Source organism: Hymenobacter nitidus, assembly GCF_020447315.1.
Taxonomy (GTDB): Bacteria; Bacteroidota; Bacteroidia; order Cytophagales; family Hymenobacteraceae; genus Hymenobacter; species Hymenobacter nitidus.
The window spans coordinates 149,010-171,258 of the sequence record NZ_JAJADQ010000001.1; the positions used below are offsets into that span (position 1 = coordinate 149,010).

A 22,249-nucleotide genomic window follows, 5' to 3' on the forward strand; every position below is an offset into this window, starting at 1 on the left:
TTTTTAGCTAATGTCTGAGTCTGGCTTTTCTTCTTCTTTCCCGGCCCGTACCATGCGGCGCCGCTCTTTTTTTCGCGTAGCCGGTGCTACGGTAGCGGCTTCTACGCTGGTGCTGGCGGGCTGCGGAGACGACCCCAAAATTGAGCCAACCGATACGGGCACTGTTATCAGCATTGGTGACGGCGAAAACGGCCTGCTCAACTACGTGTACCTGCTGGAGCAGCTGGAGGCGACCTTCTATCAGAAGATAGTGGATGCTAAGCCTGCTTTCCTGAGTGCGGCCGAGCTAACGGCCATCACCGACCTGCGCGACCATGAAGTAATTCACCGCGAGTTCTTCAAGCAGCTGCTGGGCGGCAATGCCATCGGAACTTTCGAGTTCAACTTCAGTACCCTTACCCTCACGACCCGCACCGGCGTGCTCGAAGCCGCACGGCTGCTCGAAGACCTGGGCGTGGCAGCCTACAATGGCGCGGCCAAGCTGATTACGACCAAGAACACGCTGGTCTTACTGGGCAAAATTGCTTCGGTAGAAGCGCGTCATGCCGCTTTCATCCACGATCTGCTCGGCATTGATCCTTTCGCCGATGTGGTAGCCGCCACCGGAGCCGATGCCGGCCTGGGCCCCGCGCTGACACCGGCGCAGGTGATTACGGCAGCCGCCCCGTTCTTTTTACCCTACACTATCGACGTTTCCGGGCTGCCACTCGCTTAAGCGGGCTTCTCCCTGACCAGTACTTGCCATGAATATTCTGAAACTACTTGCTGATCTAGCCGCCGTCGACTCTGATTCCTTTGAGCGTATCAGTGGGCGCCGGGTCGTGCTGGCCAGCCTGGGCCAAAACGGCCGCCGCGCCGTAGCTGCCGCCGTGCCGCTGGCCCTGAGCGGCGTGCTCACCAAAGCTTACGGTCGGCGCTCCTCCACGGTACTGGATGCCTTCAGCCTGGCCCTAACGCTAGAATACCTGGAAAGTGACTTCTACACCCAGGCCCTGGCTTCCGGGCTGGTGTTTCCGGGCACGACCAAAACTGTTATCCAGGCCATTGCCAAGCACGAGCAGGACCACGTGACGTTTCTGCAGCGCACCCTCAGGGAGTCGAGCGTGGAGGTGCCTCAAAAGCCGAAGTTTGACTTCACGGGCAGCAAAAACGCCACCCAGCCTGCCCTGTTTGCCGACGTTTTTAGCAACTTCAGCACCTTCTTGAAAGTGGCCCAATTGCTGGAAGATACCGGCGTGCGGGCCTACAAAGGCCAGGTAGAAAACCTGATGACCGACAACGACCTGCTGGAGGCAGCCCTGCGGATTCATGCCGTAGAAGCCCGGCACGCGGCCCATATCCGGGGCATGCGCCGGGCCCTGGGCGCAAACGTGCGCTACTGGGTGAGCCCCCTGGATGAAGATATTACCACCGCGCCCACTGCGCCCGTCTACGCCGATGAGAATGCCGTCAAACAGGCCATTGTCACGACGACGGATATTATCCTTTTCCCCCTCGACACCGCAACCGGCGTCGTGACGACCACCAAGGAGAAAGCCGAGCAGAGCATCAGGGAAGCTTTCGACGAGCCAATGACGGAGACAGTAGCGCGCCGGATAGCTAGCTTGTTTATCTACGCGTAGCTCTTTCTGCTTTCTAGGCAAAAATCAAAGAACGGCTCCGGCCGTTCTTTTTTTGTATTAAGTCAGGGTTAAAAAGCAATGACCAGCTTGTACTATCAAAACTTATTCTTGTATCTTTCAATAAAGTTACCCCGTAACATGCTCCCAGCCGCAGCTTTTTCAGCGGCTCTCGTATACAGTGCCTGCCCCCCTCCCAACCAACCTACCCAACCTACCCAAAACACTCTTGACCGATGCTAGAATACGTTAAAACCATTCTGCTAAAAGTCAGCTTCGACAAAATTCTTTTTGAGAAAGAGCTGCGCAAAGGTTTCCGCATGCTCGTCCCGACGGAGTTAGCCGAGTTGAAAGCCTGGTGCTATCAACAATTCGCTAAAATCTACCGAGGCATTCTAAACCGCGTTTTTGCCTCAGCCGTCTAGCAGCTTTCTATTCCTGCTTATCATCTACAGCATCCGGCTCGTTTGTCACGAACCGGATGTTTCGTTTTAGACCCTCGTAACCCGTGCGCTTTACCGCCGACTGCCGGAACAGTTCCGAAAACAGCTCGTGGGTTATTTCCTGCCAGTCGTTGGCCTTCAGGTGGGGCAGCTGGGCATGGGGTATAAACTGGGGCTCACTGTGGGGCTTGGCAAACCGGTTCCAGGGGCACACGTCCTGGCAGATGTCGCAGCCAAACATCCAGTTGCCAAACTTGCCACCCACTTCCCGCGGAATCTGGTCTTTCAGCTCGATAGTGAAGTAGCTGATGCACTTGCTGCCATCTACCACGTAGGGGTTGGTAATGGCGTCGGTCGGGCAGGCATCCATGCACTTGGTGCAGGTGCCGCAGTAGTCTTTGATGGGGCCGTCGTAGTCCAGCTCCAGGTCTACGATAAGCTCGGCAATGAAGTAGAAGCTGCCCACGCCGGGCGTTATCAGGTTAGAGTTTTTGCCCACCCAGCCCAGGCCGCTTTTCTTAGCCCACACCTTATCCATCACCGGGGCCGAGTCCACGAACACCCGGCCGCCTACCTCCCCTATTTCTGCCTGCATATCGGCCAGCAGCGTCTTGAGCTTGTCCTTGATGACAAAGTGGTAGTCGCGGCCGTAGGCATACTTGCTGATCTTGAGCGTGTCGTCGGGCTGCTGATCCTGCGGAGCCGGGTAATAGTTTAGCAGCAGAGAAATAACCGATTTGGCTCCATCTACGAGCAGACGCGGGTCGAGGCGCTTGTCGAAGTGGTTGGCCATGTAGCTCATCTGCCCGTTCATGTTCCGGTTCAGCCAGTTTTCCAGCCGGGGCGCTTCCTCTTCCAGAAACTCCGCCTTGGAGATGCCGCAGTACATAAAGCCCAGCTCCGCCGCGCGGCGTTTGATGAAAGCAGTGTAGTGGGCAGTGGGGAGCATATTTTCGGGAATGGCTGACTACAAAAATACGGCATTCCTTTTCGTCTGTCATCCTGAGTGCAGCGAAGCGCAATGAACGCCCTTCCTCCTCTACCCCACTACCGGTTCTACCAACGCGAAAAGCCCCTTCCTGCGTTAACAGAAAAGGGCTTTTTCACATTTAATCGAGCCTGACACTCAGGGGAGGAAAGTCCTTTGAAAGCTCAAGATGACAGACGACAACAATGGCGTCCTATTCCTCTGAAGGAGCCCCGAACAAATCCCCGGGCGAGTTGCCGCGCAGGTGCTGGGGCATGAGCTTGCCCAGGTGCTTGTAGGCGGCCTCGGTGGCTTCACGGCCCCGCGAGGTGCGCTTGATATACCCTTCCTGAATCAGGAAGGGCTCGTACACTTCCTCAATGGTTTCGGCTTCCTCGCCGCAGGCCGTGGCAATGGTGCTGATGCCCACGGGCCCACCCTTGAACTTGTCGATGATGGTGTTCAGGATGCGCTTGTCCATATCGTCGAGGCCGCGGGCGTCCACGTCGAGGGCGTTGAGGGCAAACTGGGCAATGTCCACCGTGATGGTGCCAGTACCTTTAATCTGGGCAAAGTCGCGGGTGCGGCGCAGCAGGTTGTTGGCAATGCGTGGGGTACCGCGCGAGCGGCGGGCAATTTCAAAGGCGGCATCCTCGTGAATCGGCGTGGCCAAGATTTCGGCCGAGCGCATTACGATGTCGGTGAGCAGCTTGGCATCGTAGTATTCCAGCCGGGAGCTAATGCCGAAGCGGGCCCGCAGCGGCGAGGTCAGCATGCCGGAGCGCGTGGTAGCCCCGATGAGCGTGAAGGGCGACAGCGAAATCTGCACCGACCGCGCATTCGGGCCCGAGTCGAGCAGAATGTCGATGCGGTAGTCCTCCATGGCCGAGTACAGGTACTCTTCCACCACGGGGTTGAGTCGGTGAATCTCATCAATGAACAGCACGTCGTGCGGGTCCAGATTGGTGAGCAGGCCGGCCAGGTCCGAAGGCTTATCGAGCACGGGGCCCGAGGTCATCTTGATGCCGGCGCCCAACTCGTTGGCAATGATGTGCGACAACGTGGTTTTGCCCAGGCCGGGAGGCCCGTGCAGCAGCACATGGTCGAGGGCCTCGCCGCGCTGCTTGGCGGCCCCCACGAAGATCTGCAGGTTGTCGACTACTTTGGCTTGGCCGGTAAAGTCGGCGAAGCTGAGCGGGCGCAGCGCCTTATCAATCTCTTTTTCGCCGGAGTCCATGTGGTCAGTGCCACCGGTCATGAATGGTTCGCGCATAGCGGGGCTATATTCAGGTATTGCGTTGAATAAAGGTAACGCTTTCGGAGGCGAAAATGCTCCCGATTTTTAGTAAAAAGCCGCATTATTTCTCTTCCTTCTACTATTTAAATTAGCAATCAGCCTATTTCGCCGGGGTAGTGGCCTGTAAGCAAGGCTTTCTTCTCTTCTTTGTGGCCTGATTAGCCCACCGATGACTTTCTCTCTTTCCGATACCTGGCTTGCCCAGCTGCCCGCCGACATCTACGACCAGCTGGCCCACAGCCTTTCTCTGCATGGTATGGTCTGCGCCGAGCTGTTCAGCCGCCCCGATTCGGCGCTGGTGCAGCAGCTGGCCCTGCTGACGCCCATTACGGCAGCCACCGTGGCTGAGCTCAACGCTATCCTGAGCCAGGAGCAGCTGCTGGAGATACTGCGCACCCAGCCCAACCAGGTATACGACCTGCTGCTGCTGGGCCGCCTGGGCCTCGACACGTCTCTGGCCGAGCCGGTACTGCGGTTTGTACGGCAGCAGATGTTTGTCTCCGAAGAGCAGATTCTGGCCATAAAAGCTTACTGCATAGACCTGAGCGAGGCTTTCCTGGCGTCGGTGGAGCAGCACCTGGCCGAAACCGACCGGGCTGTAGCTGGGCAGCTCGGGCAGCACCGCCTGCAGATTGAGGCCGCCTTTTTCACGCATAGCGCGATGGTAGCCGCCCCTGCCGAGCCGCTGCCCTCGGTGGCCACGGTGCGCTTCAACGACCCGCAGCTGCAAATGGTGCGCCTGGCCGTGCTACTCGTGCATAGCCTGCCCACCGATTCGGAACAACCCTTCCTACAGGCCGTGACGCAGTTGCCGGCACTGCAAACCGCTACGCTGGAAGCCATGTCGGAACGGCTGGGCACATTACAGGCCGGGGAGCAGCTCACCCTGACGATGCCCGAGCTGGTGCAGCTCTACCAGGCCATGCAAGTCTGCGGGCTGGTGTTCGTGTCGGATGTGCTGGCCACGCTGGGCCTGGAAGACTTCATGGCCGGGCCACCCGATGAACCCGCTGCCGAAGCCGGCACCCGGGCCCCGATGAGCAGCCGGCAGGCCGTGGGCGAAATGGTAGGCGGCTTCACGGAATGGGTGCAGGCCAACTTCGCCGACGAGCCCGAAATCGAGCAGGCCCGCCAGGAAATAGCCGACCTCACGGACCTCATCTAAGCCAGCATTGCGGGCCTACAGCCGGGTGGTGGCGGGCAGCAGCACCTCTATTTCGAGGTAGAGCCAGTCGTCTTCCCAGGCTTTGTGCACCAGGCGGGCCGAGAGAGCATAGCCGGCATCGAGCAGGCGGGCTACGGTTTCATTGCGCACTTCGGGCAGGTAGCCCAGCCACACGGCTCCTTCGGCCGCGGTAGTCAGCACTTTCACGGCCCAGTCGTCGTACTTGCTGTCGGCCTCGCGGGTGAGCTGCAGCGCCTGGCCCACGTAGAGCTGGGGCTCGTGCTGTTTCAGGTTTTCGCGGTGAGTGGTGCCAGCCACCAGGCATTCCAGCAAAATCAGGTCCTCGGGGGAAGAAACGGGAGCAGTCGTCATGGGGCCAATTTACGGGACTGTGGGCAGGTTTCTACTTTTTCGCCTCATCCCCGAGTGGTATGCACCGTAAAAAGCCGATGCTCCCCCGGATTTTGAGCTGCCTGTCAGCACCCCGGAGCAGGAATAGCGGTTCGCAAAACGGGCCCTCAGCGCCGCCGGAGCATTATTTACCCCTTAAGTACTTCACGTAGCAGAATGTATAGCAAAACCGAAGCGGCCCAGCTGCGCCAGGCTTTCTGGACCACGTTTGGCCAGTACATGGCCCCCGTGCCCTCGGCCGAAGGCGTGCCCACCAACTGGATTAACTACAAAACCGGCCTGAAGCACGTCTATTTCCGGCTGCGGGCCGATGTGCGCCATGCCACCATCAGCATCGATATTACTCACCCCGACGAGGGCATCCGGGAGCTGTTTTTTCAGCAGTTCCGCGAGCTGCAAGTCATGCTGGAAGAAAGTCTGGGCGAGGCCTGGACCTGGGAGCCGCAGTTTGTGGACGAAAACGGGCAGACGCTGAGCCGCATCTACCGGGAGCTCCGGCCCGCCAATATGTTCGACCGGGAAGACTGGCCCAAGCTGATTTCGTTCTTTAAGCCCCGTCTGATGGCCCTGGACGAGTTCTGGAGCGGGGCCCAGTATGCCTTCGACGACTTGCGCTGAGTCTGGAAGCAGGCGTTTAAACTGGTAGTCATGTCGATGGAGCAGCCCGTTCTGCATACTGAAGCAGCGGGGCGGCCTCGTTAAATGTTGTACCGAAATGGGCATCTTAGATTCAGAAGCCAGCTGGTTGGGCCAGATCTAACCTTTTCACCAATACTCTATCGTGTCTCTATGAAAAAGCTTTTGCCAATTCCCGTCCTGTTAGTCCTGGCCGCAGTCAGCTGGGCCTTTTATCCCAAAGCCGCACCCACGCCCGAGTATATGGAGCTGTCGATGCACAGTAGTGCGGGCAAACCCATTCTGGTTATGATTTCGCCGACCGGAGAAGTTACCGAGGAGAAGCTGGTCACCAAGACCAAGGGCGCCTATAAGTATCAGGCGCAGTTGCTGGTAAAGCTCAACGAGCTGCGCGCCCAGGGCTGGACGGTGGTGCAGATGCAAACAACCGAAACCAGCACCCCTGACCTGCAACACCCACTGCTGGGCCCGGACGTGGTGCGTACGGCTACTTATTTGTTGGAACGGCGCTGAGTTGGGTAAGGCGCTTAGCTTACCCAGCGCTGCATCTGCTGCATGATTCGCCACCGGTTATTCTGCCGACGCAAGACATAGCTGGTGCCCGCTCCACACAAGCCTCCGCAGTCGTAACTGATGTCGACGATGACTGTTTGCCGGTCGCGGGGGAAGAGGGGCACACTTATCCAGAAGAAATCAGCGGTATGGTACCGTTCTTCCAAGATTCGCGCCGCTTCCAGTCGGCGGCGGCGACCCAAGCGTCGGTCAAGCGCCCACAAAGTATCGAGGGGCACTACCTCGTAGCCAGGCAGCAACCCCGGCGTAAGGCGCACCTCAGCGGCACCGCGCAGCTGCTGGCGCATAAACACCGTATCGGCGGGCGTTAGCGCGTGCTGAGCCACCAAGTGCACTAGGAGATGCCCCGATAAATTGGGGCTATTGCAAGTAGGGCACCGGGCCGAATGCTGGTCGGGAGCCTGTTCGAACAGAGTGGTGCCCAGATAGAACGTAGTCAATGAGTCGGGGCCATAAGGCCTAGCGGTGCGCTGGGCCAGCAGCTCGCGCACAAACTGGTGAACAAGCGTATCGTAGGCCAGGGGGCGGCGGGCGGCCCAGGTCAATACCCGACTAGCGGGCCAGGCGGGATGGACCGGCCGGTCTTGACTCCACCAGCCTTCCACCGGCCTTGACAGGGGTGTTGAGCAGGCCGCTATTATCGGTAGTAGACCAAGCAGGCAAAATTGCCAGAGATGAATCCGCATAGGACAATAAAAAAGGCCGTTCCAAATGCTGAAACGGCCTTTTAAACTAGTCGAAATATTCTACTTGAACGCCTGAATGCCGGTAATATCGGCACCGGTGATGAGCAGGTGAATGTCGTGGGTGCCTTCGTAGGTAATCACCGACTCCAGGTTCATCATGTGGCGCATGATGGGATACTCGCCCGTGATGCCCATGCCGCCGTGAATCTGGCGAGCTTCGCGGGCTACGTGCAGGGCCATGTCCACGGAGTTGCGCTTGGCCATGCTGATCTGGGCGCTGGTGGCTTTGCCCTCGTTTTTGAGCATGCCCAGGCGCCACACCATCAGCTGGGCCTTGGTGATTTCGGTAATCATTTCGGCCAGCTTTTTCTGCTGCAGCTGAAAGCCGGCAATCGGCTTACCGAACTGCTCCCGCTCCAAAGAGTACTTCAAAGCCGACTCGTAGCAGTCGATGGCCACGCCGATGGCGCCCCAGGCAATGCCGTAGCGGGCCGAGTCGAGGCAGCCGAGGGGGCCGCGCAGTCCTTCCACGTTGGGCAGCAGGTTTTCCTTGGGCACCTTCACGTTGTCGAACACCAGTTCGCCGGTGCAGGAGGCGCGCAGGCTCCACTTATTGTGAATTTCAGGGGTGGTAAAGCCTTCCATGCCGCGCTCCACAATCAGGCCCTTGATGCGGCCCTGCTCGTTTTTGGCCCACACCACGGCCACCTGGCACTCGGGGGAGTTCGAAATCCAGAGCTTGGCGCCGTTCAGCAGGTAGTAGTCGCCTTTGTCCTCGATGCGCGTCACCATGCCGCCGGGGTTCGAGCCGTGGTCGGGCTCAGTAAGGCCGAAGCAGCCGAGCCACTCGCCCGAAGCCAGCTTGGGCAGGTACTTCTTGCGCTGCTCCTCCGAGCCGTAGGCGTAAATAGGGTACATCACCAACGAGCCCTGTACCGAGGCCGTGGAGCGCATGCCGGAGTCGCCGCGCTCAATTTCCTGCATAATCAGGCCGTAGCTGATGTAGTCGAGGCCGCCGCCGCCGTACTCGGTGGGGATGGTGGGGCCAAAAGCGCCCACGTCGCCGAACTTCTTGACGATTTCGGAGGGAAAATGATTGTCTTGGGCCCACTTCTCGATGCTGGGGCTGATTTCCTTTTTGACAAAGTCGCGGATGCTCTGGCGGATGAGCTTGTGCTCCTCGGTGAGCAGGCCGTCGATGTCGTAATAGTCGGTGAAGCCGGCCGCGTTCAGGGAACCGCTCCGGTGTTCGGCTTTGGCTTTGGGCGAGAGGACGTCAGTTTGGGAAGACATAGCTGGGGGTTGGGTGGGAATCAGCCTCAAAGATAGAAGTTTCAGAATGCAGAACAGGCGGCCGGCGGGGTTGGTTCGGCGGGAATGTTGGCCGGAATCAGTTTCTGCCCCCAACGGCTTACCTTGCTGGCAGCCAAGCCACCCCGGCAGAATTTGCGGCTTTTCCCTTCCGAAAGGCGCATTCTGCCGTAGAGGGCCCACTACCCTTCCGTTCTTTCCCACCCTTCTGCCCCATGAGTCACGAAAAAAAGCTAAACGAGCTGGAAGCCACGGCCATCTGCGGCAACGACATTTCCTCGTCCTGCCTGTACGTGTCGGCCCTAGCCATATCCTACGCCGGGCAGTACGCCTGGATTGCCCTGCTCATCGTGGGCGCGGTGCTCTATCTGTTCCGCTCCATCTACGGCGAAGTGGTGGGCGCCCTGCCCCTGAACGGCGGGGCCTACAACGTGCTGCTGAACACGACCAGCAAACGCAACGCGGCCCTGGCCGCCTGCCTGACGATTCTCTCCTACATGGCCACGGCCGTTATTTCGGCTTCCGAGGCCATGCACTATCTGCACACGCTCTGGCACGGGCTGCCCATCATCGGGGCTACGCTGGGGCTGCTGGGCCTGTTTTTGGTGCTCACTATTCTGGGCATTTCGGAGTCGGCGAAGGTGGCGGTGGGCATTTTCCTGGTGCACCTGGTGTCCCTCACGCTACTGGTGGGCAGTGCCATCTGGTTTCTGGCCACGAATGGGCTCGACAATCTGGACCTCAACTTCCGGCTGCCCGTGAAGGGCGGCAGCATCATCAACGCACTGTTCTTCGGCTTCAGCGCGGCCATGCTGGGCATTTCGGGCTTCGAAAGCTCGGCCAATTTTGTGGAGGAGCAGGCCCGGGGCGTGTTTGCCAAAACTCTGCGCAACATGTGGCTTGTGGTCAGCTTCTTCAACCCCGTTATTGCCTTTCTGGCCATAGCCGTCCTGCCGATGGTGGAAGTGGGCCAGCACACCGAAACCCTGCTTTCCCACCTGGGCACCACCACCGGCGGCCGGTGGCTGGGCACGCTCATCTCCGTCGATGCGGTGGCCGTGCTCAGCGGGGCCGTACTGACCTCCTTCGTGGGCGTGAGCGGGCTGATGAAGCGCATGACCCTGGACCGGATTCTGCCCCAGTTCTTCCTGCGGGAAAACAAGGCCGGCAGTAACTACCTCATCCTGATTACCTTTTTCCTGCTCTGCGTGTCGGTGCTGTTCATTACCAACGGGGAACTGGGGCCGCTGTCGGGGGTGTACACCATTTCGTTTCTGGCGGTCATGGCCTTCTTTGCTCTCGGCAATTTCCTGCTGAAGCGCAAGCGGCCTAAGCTGCCCCGGCCGGTGTACGCGGGCATTTTCACCGTTACGCTGGCGCTGTTCGGCATTCTGGTGGCCCTCTACGGCAACATCAAGATTCACCCCGACTACCTGATTGTGTTTCTGCAGTACTTCCTGCCCACCATGGCCCTGGTGTACATCATGCTCAACCGCACCGCTATTCTGAACCTAGGGCTGGCCGCTATTGATTCTCTGACCAAGCACTCCCGGTTTTCGCGCCTGGGTCGGCTGTTTGTGCGCCGCCAGCTGCGGGAGCTGCACAAGCAGGAATTCGTGTTTTTCACCAAGGGCGACAACGTCTCGAACCTGAACAAAGTCATGGCCTACGTGGTCGAAAACGAGTTTACCACCCGCCTGAAAATCGTGACGCTACTCAAGGACGGGGAAAGCTACCCCCAGGAGCTGCTGACCGATATCCGGGTGTTGGACCGCGCCTACGAGCAGATTGAGGTGGATTTCGTGACCATGGAAGGCCATTTTGGCCCCAAGCTGATTGAGGAGCTGTCGGAGAAGTGGAATATTCCCAAGAACTTCATGTTCATCGGCTCCCCCGGCAACCAGTTTCCCTACCACATTTCTGAGCTGGGCGGCGTACGGCTGATTATTTAATGGGTTGGAATGCGGGGAATGTGCTAATGTGGTGAAGTTGTGAACTTGTGTCCTTGCGAGGAACGAAGCAAGGACACGTCCTCTGCTAGTTGCAAACTGCCTTTTACCAGAAAGCCCTTTATCGTTAGTTCGATAAAGGGCTTTTCACATTAGAAAGATCGGCACATTTCAGCGGACGTAGTGCCGCGTCTCTGCTTCAGGCCCAGAATGCTTAGAATGATAAACGATTAGCACATTCCCCACATTCTAACACATTCGCACATTAAAACTTCACGCCAACCGAGGCCAGGAAATTGCGGGGGGCCTGGGGGAAATAGAAGTTGAAATTCTGCTGCTGACCGTCGGCGTTGGGGTAGCCGTAGGTGTAGCCGTTGGCTTCGTATTCGCGGTTGAGCAGGTTGTTCACCAGCAGGCCCAGCTCGATTTCCTTCACGAACGTGGGTCGGATGGTGTAGCGCAGCCGCAGGTCCAGCACCTGGTAGCCCTTCAGGCGCTTGTTATCACTGGCCGTATTGTCGAGGAACTGCTCCCCCACCGTTTTGTAGAGCAGGGCCACGCGCAGGCCCTTCAGCGGCTGGCCTTCCAGCGTGTGCGCCGATACCACCGAGGGCGAGTAGGAAATAGTGGATTCCCGGCCTTCCGAAGCCGTTATCGGCTCGTAGTTGGCGTTGTAAATCGTTTCGCGGAAGTTCAGAATCCGGTTGCGGCTCAGCGTTAGGGTGCTACTCAGGCTGAGCAGGTCGTTGGCCGAGGCAAAGCCCGTCAGCTCGATGCCAGTGCGGAAGCTGCGCGCCACGTTGGTACGCAGGGCACTGCCCACGTCGTTGAGCTGCCCGGTAGCCACCAGCTGGTTGCGGTAGCTCATATAGAAGTAGTTGGCCTCGAAGCGCAGCGCCGTGTGGGGGCCCAGCACGCTGGCCTCGGGCCGGGTAATGCGGTAGCCGGCCTCCAGATCGTGCAGGCGCTCGGCCTTGGGCATTTCCGCGCCAACGGGGCGGTCGGTGAAGTCAGACCGCACCGGCTCGCGCTGGGCCACGGCAAAGCTGGTGTAGAGCTGCTGGCCTTCGCCCAGGGTGAACGTGGCGCCGGCCTTGGGGTTGAAGAAGGTGTAGCGGGCCCGGGTCGTCACGTCCACGTTGCCCTTCACGGCCCCGGCCGCGCCCGGCTTCGACTCTACGCCATCAATAGCGTAGTCGATGTGGCGCACCTGCACGTCGCCGTAGATGCCCAGCCGGGGCAGCACCTGATAGGTGGCGCGGGCGTAGGTATTGTAGTCGGTTTTGGTGGCGTCGTTGAAGTAGTAGCGGTGCCGGTTGGCGCCGTTGGAGGCATACTGGGCCCAGATTACCTCGCCGTAGTGGTCATTCTTGAACTGGTTCCAGGCGCCGCCCAGCGTGGCCTGCAGCTTGTCGTTGGCGCGGGGCTGGTAGTTCAGGGCGAAGGTGCCGCCGTAGAAGTAGTTATCCAGCCACTTCTGGTCAATCAGGTTGGTGCGCTTAATGGTTTCCGTGCCGATAACCACGTCCTGCAGCCCGTAGTTGTCCAGCTTCCGGTCGGCCCGGTAGCTCTCGTAGTACCCAAAGCCCCGCGTCAGGTGCAGGGCCGCGCCCAGGCTCCAGTCGGCGCCCAGGGCCTGCGACAAATGCAGCTGGTAGTGGTTCTGCTGGTAGTTGTCGGTCTGGTTGTCGTAGGTGTAGTAGCTGTAGCGGCGGCCTTCCTGCAGGCCCCGGGCGGCATCGGCCTCCGTCAGCTCCCCGTTGTCGAGGAACTGCTGGAGCAGCTGCCGGTTACCGGTGAGCAGGGGCTCGGGCACGCCGTTCCACGACTGGTAGGTTTTCTCGCGCCCCGAGAAGGTGATGAACTTGAGCAGCGTGTTTTTGCTCTGGTAGCCGGCCGAGAGGTAGTACGACTTCAGATCCGAGGAAGCCCGGTTCATATAGCCTTCCGACACGATGCGCGACAAGCGCCCATCGACCAGGAAATGGCCGCCCAGCAGCCCGGTGCCAAACGACACAGTGTTTTTCCAGGTCTCAAAGGAGCCGTAGGTGTTCTGGGTTTCGGCGTAGGCCTCGGGGCGGCTGTCGAAGGTGGAGATGTTGATGCTGGCCCCGAAGGCCGCGCCCCCGTTCTGGCTGGTACCCACGCCGCGCTGCACCTGCAGGCTGCTCACCGAGGAGGCCAGATCTGGCAGGTTCACCAGAAACGAGCCGTGCGACTCCGCATCGTTCAGCGGCACCCCGTTGATGGTCATGTTGATGCCCGTGTTGCTGGTGCCCCGGATGCGGATGTCGGTGTAGCCCACGCCCGCTCCCGCGTCGGACGTCACCACCACGGAGGGCGTCTGGTCGAGCAGGTAGGGAATGTCCTGGCCGAAATTGCGCTTGGCCAGGTCCTGCTTGCCCAGGTTGGTGTAGGCCGTAGCCGTGCGCTCATTGGCCCGGCTGGCCGTTACGAGGGCTTCGCCGGTCAGCACGGCGCCGCCAGATTGCAGGCCCAGCGTGAGGCGCTGCTCGGCGGGCTGGCCCTGCACTTGCTGCGTCAGGGCCTCGTAACCCAGGAAGGTGATGCGCAGCTCGTGCGCGCCGGCCGGTACGGCGGGCACCGCAAAGCTACCCGCGGCATCTGTGGCGCCCACTACGGCGCCATCGAGCAGCACCGTGGCGCCGGGCAGAACTGTGCCCGAGCGGGCATCCGTTACGGTGCCGGCCACGGGGCCTTGAGCCCACGCCGCTGCGGGCATGAGCAAGACCAGCGCTGAGGCAGCGCCAGCCAAAACCAATACATTTTTCAAGGATGAAAAAAGAAAAAAATGGAACGGGCCCTGCGCCAGGGGTCGGCACAACGGGTTTTCACGCTCGCGGATCGTTTGTTCCCTTCGCCGGCATTACCCGGGCAGGTTCAATGGGTATGATCTCAGCCCCACGGCAGCAAGCCGCTGGTAGGGCACCCCTAAAACTATGCTGCAAAGCTAGAGCGCCCGGCGGGGAGTTCCAAATCGAATACGGTAGAGCTTTACTTTGGCTTGATAATCAACTATATTAGGCTAGCCGCTGGGTATAGGCGAAAAATTACGGCATCCGAAAACATCCACCCGGTACGCTCCGTTACCTTTTCAAAGCCCGTCGGCTCTGCTCTTTCCGTCGCCTTTAGCTTTCTCTCCGCCATGATCAGCCTCGTCTATACGCTCGTGGTTTTTGCCATCCTGGCCTACTTTATCGTGGCCCCGCGCCACCGCTATCAGCAGCCGCCCTACACCGACGGCGACGATGACGGCGGTGAGCCCCTCGACGACGGCCTGCCCGACCTGGATCTGCCCCCGGGCATCTCCCGTCCCATCAACGACTGGGAGCCTGATTACGGCCGCCCGTCGGTGCCCGTCCGGCCCCTGGAAACCATTACACTCTGAGCCGCCAGCTTACCTTCTCAAACAAAGCGGCCTTTTTGCCTTCCGCCCTGGTGCATCGTGGCTGATACCAGTGGCGCGGAAGCGAAAAGGCCGCTTTTGTCTACCCGTAAGTTCTGCTTCTTACAGCGCCAGATGCATGCGCCGGTACGGAATGTCCCCTTTGTAAAAAACGTCTCCTTCCGGCTGCATTCCGAAGCGGTGGTAAAATTCGGTGGCCTCCTGGCGGGCGTCGCACCACAGGCTGCGGGCTCCCAGTTGGCGGGCCTGCTCTATCACCCGGTGTAGCAGCTCCGAGCCGATGCCCTGGCGCTGGTAGGCCGGGTGAGTGGCAAACTTGCGAAACCGGGCGTTGGGCCCTGTTACAAACAGCGAAATAACGGCCACCAGCTCTTCTGCCACAAAGGCGCCGAAGTGCTGGCCTTCCGCGTCATTTTCGACCTGCACGTAGTCGTAGGGCTTGTCGGGCCACAGCACTGAGTGGCGCAGCGGATACGTTTCGGCGGCCTCGATGCGGTGTATTGCCGGCCTAGTCATCAGCCCACGGTTATCGAGTATTCGGCTTGGTATTCCTGGCCGGGCCCGAGGCTGAGAATACCTTCTTTGTCGGCCAGTTCGGTGGGGCCGCCCACGCTGCCGGCAATACCCTGCCAGGGCTCGATGCAGACAAAGGCCGCCCCGGGGCCCTTGGTCCAGAGGCCCAGGTAGGGAAACCCGTCGAAGCGCATACGCACGCTGCGGTCGGAGGTAAAGCTGCGCAGGGTGAGGTGGGTGAAGTCGAAGTGCTTAAACACCAGCGCGTCGTGGGCAAACAGGTCGTAGGTGAGCGGCATTTCGGTTTCCTGGCGCAGCACGGGTGCCGTCTGGCCGTTCAGCAGGCCGCCGTCGAGCAGGTGCCGCTCCAGCGTGACGGGGTGGTCGAAGTGGAAGAAGTAGTCCTCGAACTTCTCCTCCAGCATCAGGGGGCAGCGGAACGCCGGGTGGGCCCCGATGCTGAACAGCAGCTCGGCGGCCGGGGCGGGATTATGCACCTGCCAGCGCACCGTGAGCGTGGCCGCCCGCAGCTGGTAGGTGATGCGCAGCACAAACTCGAACGGGTACTGGGCGCGGCTGGCTTCATCGGCTTGCAGCTCGAAGGTCAGCTCATCGGCGGTTTGCCCGGCCAGCATGAATTCCCGGTCCCGGGCAAAGCCGTGCTGGGGCAACTGGTAGTCCTGGCCCTGGTGCCGGTAGGTATCCTGGGGCAGGCGGCCCACGATGGGAAAGAGCACCGGCGCGTGCCGGGCCCATACAGCGGCTTCGGCGGGCCAGATGTACTCCAGCCCGGGAGCTTCGGGCAAATCCTTGCGCACCAGGCTGCACAGCTCAGCGCCGTGCGTGTTCACCCCAATGCGGCAGTAGTCATTTTCGAGCGAATAGGTCATAGCGGTAAATTGGTTCAGCCAAACCCGGTTCTACGCTTAAACTGCGGTGGGCAGCGGGGCGGGGCGGTTTTTTTCGGCCAGCAGGGCATCCACGTAGAAGCAGGCCTGCTCCAGCCGTTCCTGGGGCGAGCCGCTGATTTCGGCGAAATTGGACATCTGGCTGCTCAGCTCCGTGTGGTAGATGGAATAGAAATACTGCCGGTGGTTGGGGTGCTCCCGCAGCGGGTCGGCTTCCCAGGGAATCTCAATACCCAGCAGCAACACCAGGTCGTAGTGCTGCTGCTGAATCCGGTGCTTCACCCACTCGGGGCACTGCCCGAAAGCGTGTTCAGCCCAGACCTTAATCACCAGCAGATCGGTGTCGCAGAAGAACACGCGGCGGGCCTGGGCGGCAGCCGCTTCCTCGGCCGCCACCTGGCCCCGGGCAATATGCTCCAGGTCTTCCAGGGTGTAGGCCGGGCCGTGCTTTTCCAAATACTCGCGGGCGTATTCCGGGGCCCAGGTCGTCTGGTAATGCTCGGCCAGCTGGCGGCTGAGCGTGGTTTTGCCCGTCGATTCGGGGCCGGTGAGGGCAACGCGCAGCATCAGGCGGAAGTGAGAGGAACGGGAGAAGCAGCCAGCCGGGCGGCCCGGCGCCACTCCACGTAGCCATACACGGCCAGCACCAGGTACACGGCATACAGGCCACTGACTGCATACAAATCCTTGTACCACAGAATCGGCACGTAGATAATATCGACCACAATCCATATCAACCAGTTTTCCAGGCGCTTACGAGTCAGCAGATACTGGGCGCCCATGCTGCCGGCCGTTGTGAAACTGTCCCAGTGCGGCAGGGCGGCATCGGTGTGGTGCTGCAGATAATAGCCGAACCCGAGCGTGAAAGCCGCTATGCCCAGGACCACGGCCACCCACTCCCAGCGGCGGGTGCGGGTAACGACCAGCGCCGACTTACGGGCCCCGCCGTACAGCCACTCGTACCAGCCGTAGACGCCCATCAGGATGAAAAAGACCTGCAGCATACTGTCGGAATACAGCTGAGCGCGGTAGTACACCACGATAAACAAGGCACAGCTGATGATGGCCACCGGGAAATTCCAGATCGACTCGCGGGCGGCCAGCCACACGCAGGCAAAGCCGGTCAGCACGGCCACCCACTCCAGGGGCGTATTGCCGGCGGCTGAGGTCCAGAACTCGTAGAGGGAATGTAGCAAAGAGGAAATGAGTTGGCGGCGGAGGAAAAGAACAGGGCCGGCACTACCGGGGCGGGCCAAAGCTAACCAGACACCCGCTAATTTTACGGGCTCTACCACAATTTTGCTTCTTGCCCCTATGCTCCCCGACATCACCCCCGAAGACCTGCACGCCCGCCTGCAACAGGGCCAGGACCTGCAACTGCTCGACGTGCGGGAGCCCATGGAATACGAGTATTGCCACCTGCCCGACAGCCTGCTTATCCCTTTAGGCGAGATTCCGAAGCGCTGGGAAGAGCTGGCTAACGACCGGACCGTGGTGCTCATCTGCCACCACGGCGTGCGCTCGGCCCAGGCCCTTTCGTTCCTGCAGCACCGCCACGGCCTGAGCAACCTGCTGAACCTGCGCGGCGGCATCCACGCCTGGTCGGTGCGCGTCGACCCCACAGTGCCGGTGTACTAATTTTGGGGAACTAGTGAGATGGTGACATGGTGAGGGCCGTCCACAGTAGCAGCACAGCAAACTCACCTTTTCACCTTTTCACTATCTCACCGTTTGCGCCTGCCCGATCTTCCCATTTGCGCGGCCCTGCCCGAGCTGCTCGCCACGCTGGCTGCTACCAACTGCGCCGTACTGCAGGCCCCGCCCGGCGCGGGCAAAACCACCGTGGTGCCCCTGGCCCTGCTCGACGCCCCCTGGATGCCGCCCACCGGCCGCATCATCGTGCTGGAGCCCCGCCGCCTGGCCGCCCGCGCCGCCGCCGCCCGCATGGCCAGCATCCTGGGCGAGCCGGTGGGCCAGACCGTAGGCTACCGCGTCCGCCTCGAAAGCCGCGTCTCGGCCCAAACCCGCATTGAGGTAGCCACCGAAGTCATTCTGACCCGCATGCTCCAGGACGACCCCGCCCTGGAAGGCGTGGCGGCCGTGCTTTTCGATGAGTTCCACGAGCGGAGCCTGCAAGCCGACCTTGGCCTGGCCCTGGCCCTGGATGCCCAGGCCGTGCTCCGCCCCGACCTGCGCCTGCTCATTATGAGTGCCACGCTGGAAGCCGAGCGGCTCGGGGCTTGGCTGAAAGCGCCGGTAGTGCGCAGCGCGGGCCTACTGCACCCGGTTTCCACCCAGTATCTGTCGCCGGCCCGGGTGGCTGCGGCCGGCAGCCGGCCCAATGAGCGGTTGGCCGACCTCACCCCGGCTTTGGTGCGCGAAGCCCTGCACAAACACGCGGAAGGCGACGTGCTGGTATTCTTGCCCGGCCTGGCCGACCAGCGCCGCACGGCCGAAAAGCTGGCCGGGGCCGTTTCGGCTACTACCGATATTCATGTGCTGCACGGCGAGCTGCCCGCCGAGCAGCAGGATGCCGCCCTGCGTCCGGCCCCGCGAGGGCGCCGCAAGATTGTGCTGGCCACCAGCATTGCCGAAACCAGCCTCACCATCGAGGGCGTGCAGATTGTGGTGGATGGCGGCTACGCCCGCGTGCCGCAGTTCGAGCCCCGCACCGGCCTGACTACGCTGGCCACCGTACCCGTCAGCCAGGCCGCCGCCGACCAGCGCCGGGGCCGGGCCGGCCGCTTGGGGCCCGGCACCTGCTACCGGCTCTGGACCGAAGCCGAACACGCCCTGCGTCCGGCCCACCTGCCCCCCGAAATCCTGACGGCCGACCTCAGCGGCTTAGCCCTGGAGCTGGCCCTCTGGGGCACCCACGACCCCGCCGCCCTGCGCTGGCTCGATGCCCCGCCCGCGGCCGCTTTGGCTCAGGCCCGCGAGCTGCTGGTGCGCCTCGGGGCCCTGAGCAAAGAAGGTCAGCCAACGCCGCACGGCCGGGCCCTGGCCGGACTGGGCCTGATTCCGCGCCTGGGCCACCTCGTGATTCGGGGCAAGGAAGTGGGGCACGGCGCCACCGCCTGCGCCCTGGCGGCCTTGCTCACCGAGCGCGACATCCTGCGCCTGCCCGACGGCACCCCGGCCCCACCCGACCTGCGCCTGCGGGTGGAAGCCCTCAGCACCGGCCGGGCCCCGCTGCCGGGCCTCGTGCCCGATGCCGGTGCCGTGCGCCGGGTGCGCGAAGCGGCGGCCGTGCTGCGCAACCGTGCCCACATCCGCGACACCGCCCTCGAGCCCGACGCGGCCGGCCTGCTGGCGGCCCTGGCCTATCCCGACCGGCTGGCCCAGCGCGAAACGCCCGAGCGGGTGCGCCTCATCACCGGGCAGCGGGCCGCCTTACCGGCCGAGTATTTCAGCCAGGGTACCCCATTTTTCGCCATTGCCCACCTCGACGGCCCACCCCACGCCCCTCGGGCTGCCCTGGCCGCCCCCGTCGACCGGGAAGAGTTGGAGCAGCACTTTGCCCCGCTGATTGAGGCCCTGGAGGAAGTCCGCTGGGATGCCGCGGCCGGCCGCGTGGTGGCCCGCCGAATCCGGCGGCTAGGCGCCGTTACGCTCTCCGAAAGCCAGCTGAGCCAGCCAAGCTCCGAGGCCGTGGCCGCGGCGCTGCTGGAGGGTTTGCGCCTGGGTGGCGTAGCCCGTTTGCCGTGGTCCGAGGAGGCCCGGCAGGTGCGCGAGCGGCTGGCGTTTGCCCACCACCTGGCCCCGGCCGAGTGGCCCGATGTGTCGGACGAGGCCCTGCTGGAAGACTTGCCCGAGTGGCTAGGACCCTATCTGGATGGGGTGCGCACGATGGCCGAGGTAAACCGCCTGCCCTTGGGCGAGGCCTTACTGAACTGGCTACCCGGAGGCTGGACCCAGCAGCAGGAGCTGAACCGGCTGGCCCCTGCCCACTGTACGGTGCCCAGCGGCTCCCACATCACCCTCGACTACGCTAATCCCGAAGCTCCGGTGCTGGCCGTGCGCCTGCAGGAAGTATTCGGCCTGCTCGACACGCCCACGGTCGGCAACGGCAAAGTGCCACTCACCCTGCACCTGTTGTCGCCGGCGCGGCGGCCGGTGCAGGTCACGCGCGACCTGCGCAGCTTCTGGACCACCGGCTACTTCGAGGTGCGCAAGGATTTGCGGGGCCGCTACCCCAAGCACCACTGGCCCGACAACCCGCTGGAAGCCCCCGCCACCCGCGGCACCAAGAAGCGCCCGGGGTAGTTTTGAGGTTAGCTTACGAACCCTCCGAACGATGCAGAGACGCATATTTGCGTCTCTTCGGCCGCGCCATTCTAACGAGTGTCGTTCAACGGCCAGATGCAAGGGTACGTCTCTACATCGTTCCCGTATTTCGGCTGGTCTGCATACCGGCAAGCCGAAAACGTTTTTAGCACATCTCCCAGATGCTGCCTTCGGGCTACCTTCGCTGTAGGTTCTCGGTAGCTTCTCGGAAGCCGGCCTGAAAATCCTGGCCCATCCGTGCCAGGAAATTGTATATAACCATGTTCAGCAGGTATTCTAAACTCTTTACTGAGTATTTACCCGGCCGGCTTTTCTAACGTTTTAGCTGTCCGCCGATGCTGGCCGACCGGCTGAATTATGCCCATTCTCAAAGCTTAACATACACTTACCCAACTTTTCCTCGTAGCTTTACCCGGCAATAAGCGGTACCTAATCATCTTATTGCCATGGCCAACGCGCTGCCCAAAATTGCCTTCGAGGCCCTTACCTACGACGACGTCCTGCTGCTACCTGCCTACTCGGAGGTATTGCCCCGCGACGCGGACACCAGCTCCCAGCTTACCCGCAACATCCGCCTGAAGCTGCCGTTCGTCTCGGCCGCCATGGATACCGTTACGGAAGCGGAAATGGCCATTGCCCTGGCCCAGGAAGGCGGCATCGGCATCATCCACAAGAACATGAGCATCAAGGCCCAGGCCGAGCTGGTGCGCCGCGTGAAACGCTCGGAGAGCGGGATGATTCTGGACCCGTTCACGCTGGAAGAAAACGCCTCCCTCGGCGACGCCAAGCGCCTGATGCGCGACAACAAGATTGGCGGCATCCCAATCGTGGACGGCCAGCGCCGCCTCAAGGGTATCCTGACCAACCGCGACCTGCGCTTCGAGAAGGACATGGACCGCCCCGTCTCGGAGGTCATGACCAAGGATAAGCTCGTCACGGCCAATGCCGGCACCGAGCTGGCCCACGCCGAAGAGATTCTGCAAGACTCGAAAGTAGAAAAGCTGCCCGTAGTAGACACCGAAGGCCGCCTGGTGGGCCTGATTACCTACCGCGACATTCGCAAGCGCCGCCGCAGCCCCAATGCCTGCAAGGATGAATTCGGCCGTCTGCGCGTGGGCGCTGCCGTGGGCGTCACCCCCGACCTGCTGGACCGCGTAGCCGCCCTGGTGGAGGCCGGTGTGGACGTGGTGAGCGTGGATACGGCCCATGGCCACAGCAAAGGCGTGCTCGATGCCGTGCGCAGCATCAAGGCCCGCTTTCCGAAACTGGAAGTAATTGCCGGCAACGTGGCCACGGCCGCCGGGGCCCGCGCCCTGGCCGATGCCGGGGCCGATGCCGTGAAAGTCGGCGTAGGCCCCGGCTCTATCTGCACCACCCGTATTATTGCCGGTATCGGCGTGCCCCAGCTGTCGGCCGTGATGGAAGCCGCTAAGGGCCTGGAAGGCACCGGAGTGCCCCTCATTGCTGACGGCGGCGTGAAGTTCAGCGGCGACGCGGTGAAGGCCCTGGCCGGCGGTGCTTCCTCTATTATGGTGGGCTCCTTGCTGGCTGGTACTGAGGAGGCCCCGGGTGAAGTAACGCTCTACGAGGGCCGCAAATACAAGTCGTACCGCGGCATGGGTTCGGTAGAAGCCATGGAAGACGGCTCCAAGGACCGCTACTTCCAGGACGCCGAAGACGACGTGAAGAAGCTGGTGCCCGAGGGCATCGTGGGCCGGGTGCCGTTCAAGGGCGCGGCCAGCGAAGTGCTGTATCAGCTGGCGGGCGGTTTGCGGGCCGGCATGGGCTACTGCGGCGCGGCCAGCATCGAAGAGCTGCAGCAGGCCCAGATGGTGCGCATCACCGGGGCCGGCCTGCGCGAGAGTCATCCCCACGACGTGCAGATAACCCGGGAAGCGCCCAACTACAGCAGCCGCTAACCTTTCCGGTCCGTTTTTGTATAAGGAAGCCAACTGTCCGGACGAACAGTTGGCTTCTTTTTTTGCATTTTCGCAGGCGAAATTCCGGCCGCTGAAAAGCCGGTAGGCCGATTTGTTAATCCGGCTGTATCTTGCGGG

Annotated in this window: 21 protein-coding genes and 1 riboswitch; of the genes, 11 read left to right on the forward strand and 10 right to left on the reverse strand. The window is 61.5% G+C overall.

Annotated features, from left to right (window positions below):
• Positions 1 to 52 precede the first annotated feature (52 nt).
• The 3 genes from LGH70_RS00605 (at position 53) to LGH70_RS00615 (ending at position 2,044) form a co-directional block, all read left to right on the forward strand.
• A complete protein-coding gene (locus LGH70_RS00605; RefSeq protein ID WP_226181684.1) occupies positions 53 to 715 on the forward strand; it encodes a ferritin-like domain-containing protein in 663 nt (220 codons plus the stop codon).
• Positions 716 to 743: 28 nt separating this feature from the next.
• A complete protein-coding gene (locus LGH70_RS00610) occupies positions 744 to 1,622 on the forward strand; it encodes a ferritin-like domain-containing protein (protein ID WP_226181686.1) in 879 nt (292 codons plus the stop codon).
• A 233-nt stretch (positions 1,623 to 1,855) separates the two neighbouring features.
• Positions 1,856 to 2,044 (forward strand): hypothetical protein, encoded by a 189-nt coding sequence (locus LGH70_RS00615; RefSeq protein WP_100337410.1) that lies wholly within the window; start codon positions 1,856 to 1,858, stop codon positions 2,042 to 2,044.
• Between the two features lie 7 nt (positions 2,045 to 2,051).
• Here the strand turns inward: LGH70_RS00615 and queG are convergent, their stop codons facing one another.
• Together queG and ruvB are read right to left on the reverse strand one after the other, a co-directional pair.
• Entirely contained in the window at positions 2,052 to 3,011 is a 960-nt protein-coding gene (gene queG / locus LGH70_RS00620) for a tRNA epoxyqueuosine(34) reductase QueG (protein WP_226181688.1), read from the reverse strand.
• Between the two features lie 232 nt (positions 3,012 to 3,243).
• Positions 3,244 to 4,302 carry a Holliday junction branch migration DNA helicase RuvB gene (ruvB, locus tag LGH70_RS00625; protein WP_100337407.1) on the reverse strand — a complete coding sequence of 353 codons (1,059 nt, stop codon included), beginning with the start codon at positions 4,300 to 4,302 and terminating at the stop codon, positions 3,244 to 3,246.
• Between the two features lie 193 nt (positions 4,303 to 4,495).
• Here ruvB and LGH70_RS00630 point away from each other — a divergent pair, with 193 nt between their 5' ends.
• Entirely contained in the window at positions 4,496 to 5,491 is a 996-nt protein-coding gene (locus LGH70_RS00630; protein ID WP_226181690.1) for a hypothetical protein, read from the forward strand.
• Between the two features lie 15 nt (positions 5,492 to 5,506).
• Here the strand turns inward: LGH70_RS00630 and LGH70_RS00635 are convergent, their stop codons facing one another.
• On the reverse strand, positions 5,507 to 5,863 hold the full coding sequence (locus tag LGH70_RS00635) for an HIRAN domain-containing protein (RefSeq protein WP_226181692.1): 357 nt from the start codon (positions 5,861 to 5,863) through the stop codon (positions 5,507 to 5,509).
• Positions 5,864 to 6,058: 195 nt separating this feature from the next.
• On the opposite strand from LGH70_RS00635, the gene LGH70_RS00640 reads away from it, so the two are divergent.
• Together LGH70_RS00640 and LGH70_RS00645 are read left to right on the forward strand one after the other, a co-directional pair.
• A complete protein-coding gene (locus LGH70_RS00640) occupies positions 6,059 to 6,520 on the forward strand; it encodes a DUF4268 domain-containing protein (RefSeq protein WP_226181694.1) in 462 nt (153 codons plus the stop codon).
• Positions 6,521 to 6,691: 171 nt separating this feature from the next.
• A complete protein-coding gene (locus LGH70_RS00645) occupies positions 6,692 to 7,051 on the forward strand; it encodes a hypothetical protein (protein WP_226181696.1) in 360 nt (119 codons plus the stop codon).
• A gap of 14 nt (positions 7,052 to 7,065) precedes the next feature.
• Here LGH70_RS00645 and LGH70_RS00650 read toward each other — a convergent pair whose 3' ends face one another.
• Positions 7,066 to 7,656 carry a hypothetical protein gene (locus LGH70_RS00650; protein WP_226181698.1) on the reverse strand — a complete coding sequence of 197 codons (591 nt, stop codon included), beginning with the start codon at positions 7,654 to 7,656 and terminating at the stop codon, positions 7,066 to 7,068.
• A gap of 201 nt (positions 7,657 to 7,857) precedes the next feature.
• A complete protein-coding gene (locus LGH70_RS00655) occupies positions 7,858 to 9,090 on the reverse strand; it encodes an acyl-CoA dehydrogenase family protein (RefSeq protein ID WP_226181700.1) in 1,233 nt (410 codons plus the stop codon).
• Positions 9,091 to 9,323: 233 nt separating this feature from the next.
• On the opposite strand from LGH70_RS00655, the gene LGH70_RS00660 reads away from it, so the two are divergent.
• Positions 9,324 to 11,060 (forward strand): APC family permease, encoded by a 1,737-nt coding sequence (locus LGH70_RS00660; RefSeq protein ID WP_226181702.1) that lies wholly within the window; start codon positions 9,324 to 9,326, stop codon positions 11,058 to 11,060.
• A gap of 262 nt (positions 11,061 to 11,322) precedes the next feature.
• Here the strand turns inward: LGH70_RS00660 and LGH70_RS00665 are convergent, their stop codons facing one another.
• Complete coding sequence (locus LGH70_RS00665; RefSeq protein WP_226181704.1) at positions 11,323 to 13,800, reverse strand: TonB-dependent receptor; 2,478 nt, start codon at positions 13,798 to 13,800, stop codon at positions 11,323 to 11,325.
• A 112-nt stretch (positions 13,801 to 13,912) separates the two neighbouring features.
• A riboswitch (TPP riboswitch) is annotated at positions 13,913 to 14,021 on the reverse strand.
• Between the two features lie 202 nt (positions 14,022 to 14,223).
• Between LGH70_RS00665 and LGH70_RS00670 the strand changes: the two genes are divergently transcribed.
• Positions 14,224 to 14,466, forward strand: coding sequence for a hypothetical protein (locus tag LGH70_RS00670; protein WP_226181706.1), 243 nt, complete (start codon positions 14,224 to 14,226; stop codon positions 14,464 to 14,466).
• 120 nt (positions 14,467 to 14,586) lie between these two features.
• Here LGH70_RS00670 and LGH70_RS00675 read toward each other — a convergent pair whose 3' ends face one another.
• From LGH70_RS00675 to pnuC, 4 genes are read right to left on the reverse strand one after another with little or no spacing between them, the layout of a single operon-like run.
• Positions 14,587 to 15,000 carry a GNAT family N-acetyltransferase gene (locus LGH70_RS00675; RefSeq protein WP_226181708.1) on the reverse strand — a complete coding sequence of 138 codons (414 nt, stop codon included), beginning with the start codon at positions 14,998 to 15,000 and terminating at the stop codon, positions 14,587 to 14,589.
• Positions 15,000 to 15,887 (reverse strand): aldose 1-epimerase family protein, encoded by an 888-nt coding sequence (locus LGH70_RS00680; protein ID WP_226181711.1) that lies wholly within the window; start codon positions 15,885 to 15,887, stop codon positions 15,000 to 15,002. The genes LGH70_RS00675 and LGH70_RS00680 overlap by 1 nt, the downstream gene beginning before the upstream one ends.
• 36 nt (positions 15,888 to 15,923) lie before the next feature.
• Positions 15,924 to 16,472 carry an AAA family ATPase gene (locus tag LGH70_RS00685; protein ID WP_226181713.1) on the reverse strand — a complete coding sequence of 183 codons (549 nt, stop codon included), beginning with the start codon at positions 16,470 to 16,472 and terminating at the stop codon, positions 15,924 to 15,926.
• Complete coding sequence (pnuC, locus tag LGH70_RS00690; RefSeq protein ID WP_226181715.1) at positions 16,472 to 17,101, reverse strand: nicotinamide riboside transporter PnuC; 630 nt, start codon at positions 17,099 to 17,101, stop codon at positions 16,472 to 16,474. Before pnuC ends, LGH70_RS00685 begins: the two co-directional genes overlap by 1 nt.
• Before the next feature lie 118 nt (positions 17,102 to 17,219).
• Between pnuC and LGH70_RS00695 the strand changes: the two genes are divergently transcribed.
• The 3 genes from LGH70_RS00695 to guaB all read left to right on the forward strand — a co-directional run bounded on the left by LGH70_RS00695 (position 17,220) and on the right by guaB (position 22,111).
• Entirely contained in the window at positions 17,220 to 17,543 is a 324-nt protein-coding gene (locus tag LGH70_RS00695; RefSeq protein WP_226181717.1) for a rhodanese-like domain-containing protein, read from the forward strand.
• 93 nt (positions 17,544 to 17,636) lie between these two features.
• On the forward strand, positions 17,637 to 20,171 hold the full coding sequence (hrpB, locus tag LGH70_RS00700) for an ATP-dependent helicase HrpB (protein WP_226181719.1): 2,535 nt from the start codon (positions 17,637 to 17,639) through the stop codon (positions 20,169 to 20,171).
• A gap of 467 nt (positions 20,172 to 20,638) precedes the next feature.
• Entirely contained in the window at positions 20,639 to 22,111 is a 1,473-nt protein-coding gene (guaB, locus tag LGH70_RS00705; RefSeq protein WP_226181721.1) for an IMP dehydrogenase, read from the forward strand.
• Positions 22,112 to 22,249: the final 138 nt, after the last annotated feature.

What these genes read in the sequence shown, in the direction of transcription:
- LGH70_RS00605 (WP_226181684.1), top strand. Translation starts at nt 53, where the DNA reads ATGCGGCGCCGCTCTTTTTTTCGCGTAGCCGGTGCTACGGTAGCGGCT.
- LGH70_RS00610 (WP_226181686.1), top strand. Translation starts at nt 744, where the DNA reads ATGAATATTCTGAAACTACTTGCTGATCTAGCCGCCGTCGACTCTGAT.
- LGH70_RS00615 (WP_100337410.1), top strand. Translation starts at nt 1,856, where the DNA reads ATGCTAGAATACGTTAAAACCATTCTGCTAAAAGTCAGCTTCGACAAA.
- queG (WP_226181688.1), bottom strand. Translation starts at nt 3,011, where the DNA reads ATGCTCCCCACTGCCCACTACACTGCTTTCATCAAACGCCGCGCGGCG.
- ruvB (WP_100337407.1), bottom strand. Translation starts at nt 4,302, where the DNA reads ATGCGCGAACCATTCATGACCGGTGGCACTGACCACATGGACTCCGGC.
- LGH70_RS00630 (WP_226181690.1), top strand. Translation starts at nt 4,496, where the DNA reads ATGACTTTCTCTCTTTCCGATACCTGGCTTGCCCAGCTGCCCGCCGAC.
- LGH70_RS00635 (WP_226181692.1), bottom strand. Translation starts at nt 5,863, where the DNA reads ATGACGACTGCTCCCGTTTCTTCCCCCGAGGACCTGATTTTGCTGGAA.
- LGH70_RS00640 (WP_226181694.1), top strand. Translation starts at nt 6,059, where the DNA reads ATGTATAGCAAAACCGAAGCGGCCCAGCTGCGCCAGGCTTTCTGGACC.
- LGH70_RS00645 (WP_226181696.1), top strand. Translation starts at nt 6,692, where the DNA reads ATGAAAAAGCTTTTGCCAATTCCCGTCCTGTTAGTCCTGGCCGCAGTC.
- LGH70_RS00655 (WP_226181700.1), bottom strand. Translation starts at nt 9,090, where the DNA reads ATGTCTTCCCAAACTGACGTCCTCTCGCCCAAAGCCAAAGCCGAACAC.
- LGH70_RS00660 (WP_226181702.1), top strand. Translation starts at nt 9,324, where the DNA reads ATGAGTCACGAAAAAAAGCTAAACGAGCTGGAAGCCACGGCCATCTGC.
- LGH70_RS00665 (WP_226181704.1), bottom strand. Translation starts at nt 13,800, where the DNA reads ATGCCCGCAGCGGCGTGGGCTCAAGGCCCCGTGGCCGGCACCGTAACG.
- LGH70_RS00670 (WP_226181706.1), top strand. Translation starts at nt 14,224, where the DNA reads ATGATCAGCCTCGTCTATACGCTCGTGGTTTTTGCCATCCTGGCCTAC.
- LGH70_RS00675 (WP_226181708.1), bottom strand. Translation starts at nt 15,000, where the DNA reads ATGACTAGGCCGGCAATACACCGCATCGAGGCCGCCGAAACGTATCCG.
- LGH70_RS00680 (WP_226181711.1), bottom strand. Translation starts at nt 15,887, where the DNA reads ATGACCTATTCGCTCGAAAATGACTACTGCCGCATTGGGGTGAACACG.
- LGH70_RS00685 (WP_226181713.1), bottom strand. Translation starts at nt 16,472, where the DNA reads ATGCTGCGCGTTGCCCTCACCGGCCCCGAATCGACGGGCAAAACCACG.
- LGH70_RS00695 (WP_226181717.1), top strand. Translation starts at nt 17,220, where the DNA reads ATGCTCCCCGACATCACCCCCGAAGACCTGCACGCCCGCCTGCAACAG.
- guaB (WP_226181721.1), top strand. Translation starts at nt 20,639, where the DNA reads ATGGCCAACGCGCTGCCCAAAATTGCCTTCGAGGCCCTTACCTACGAC.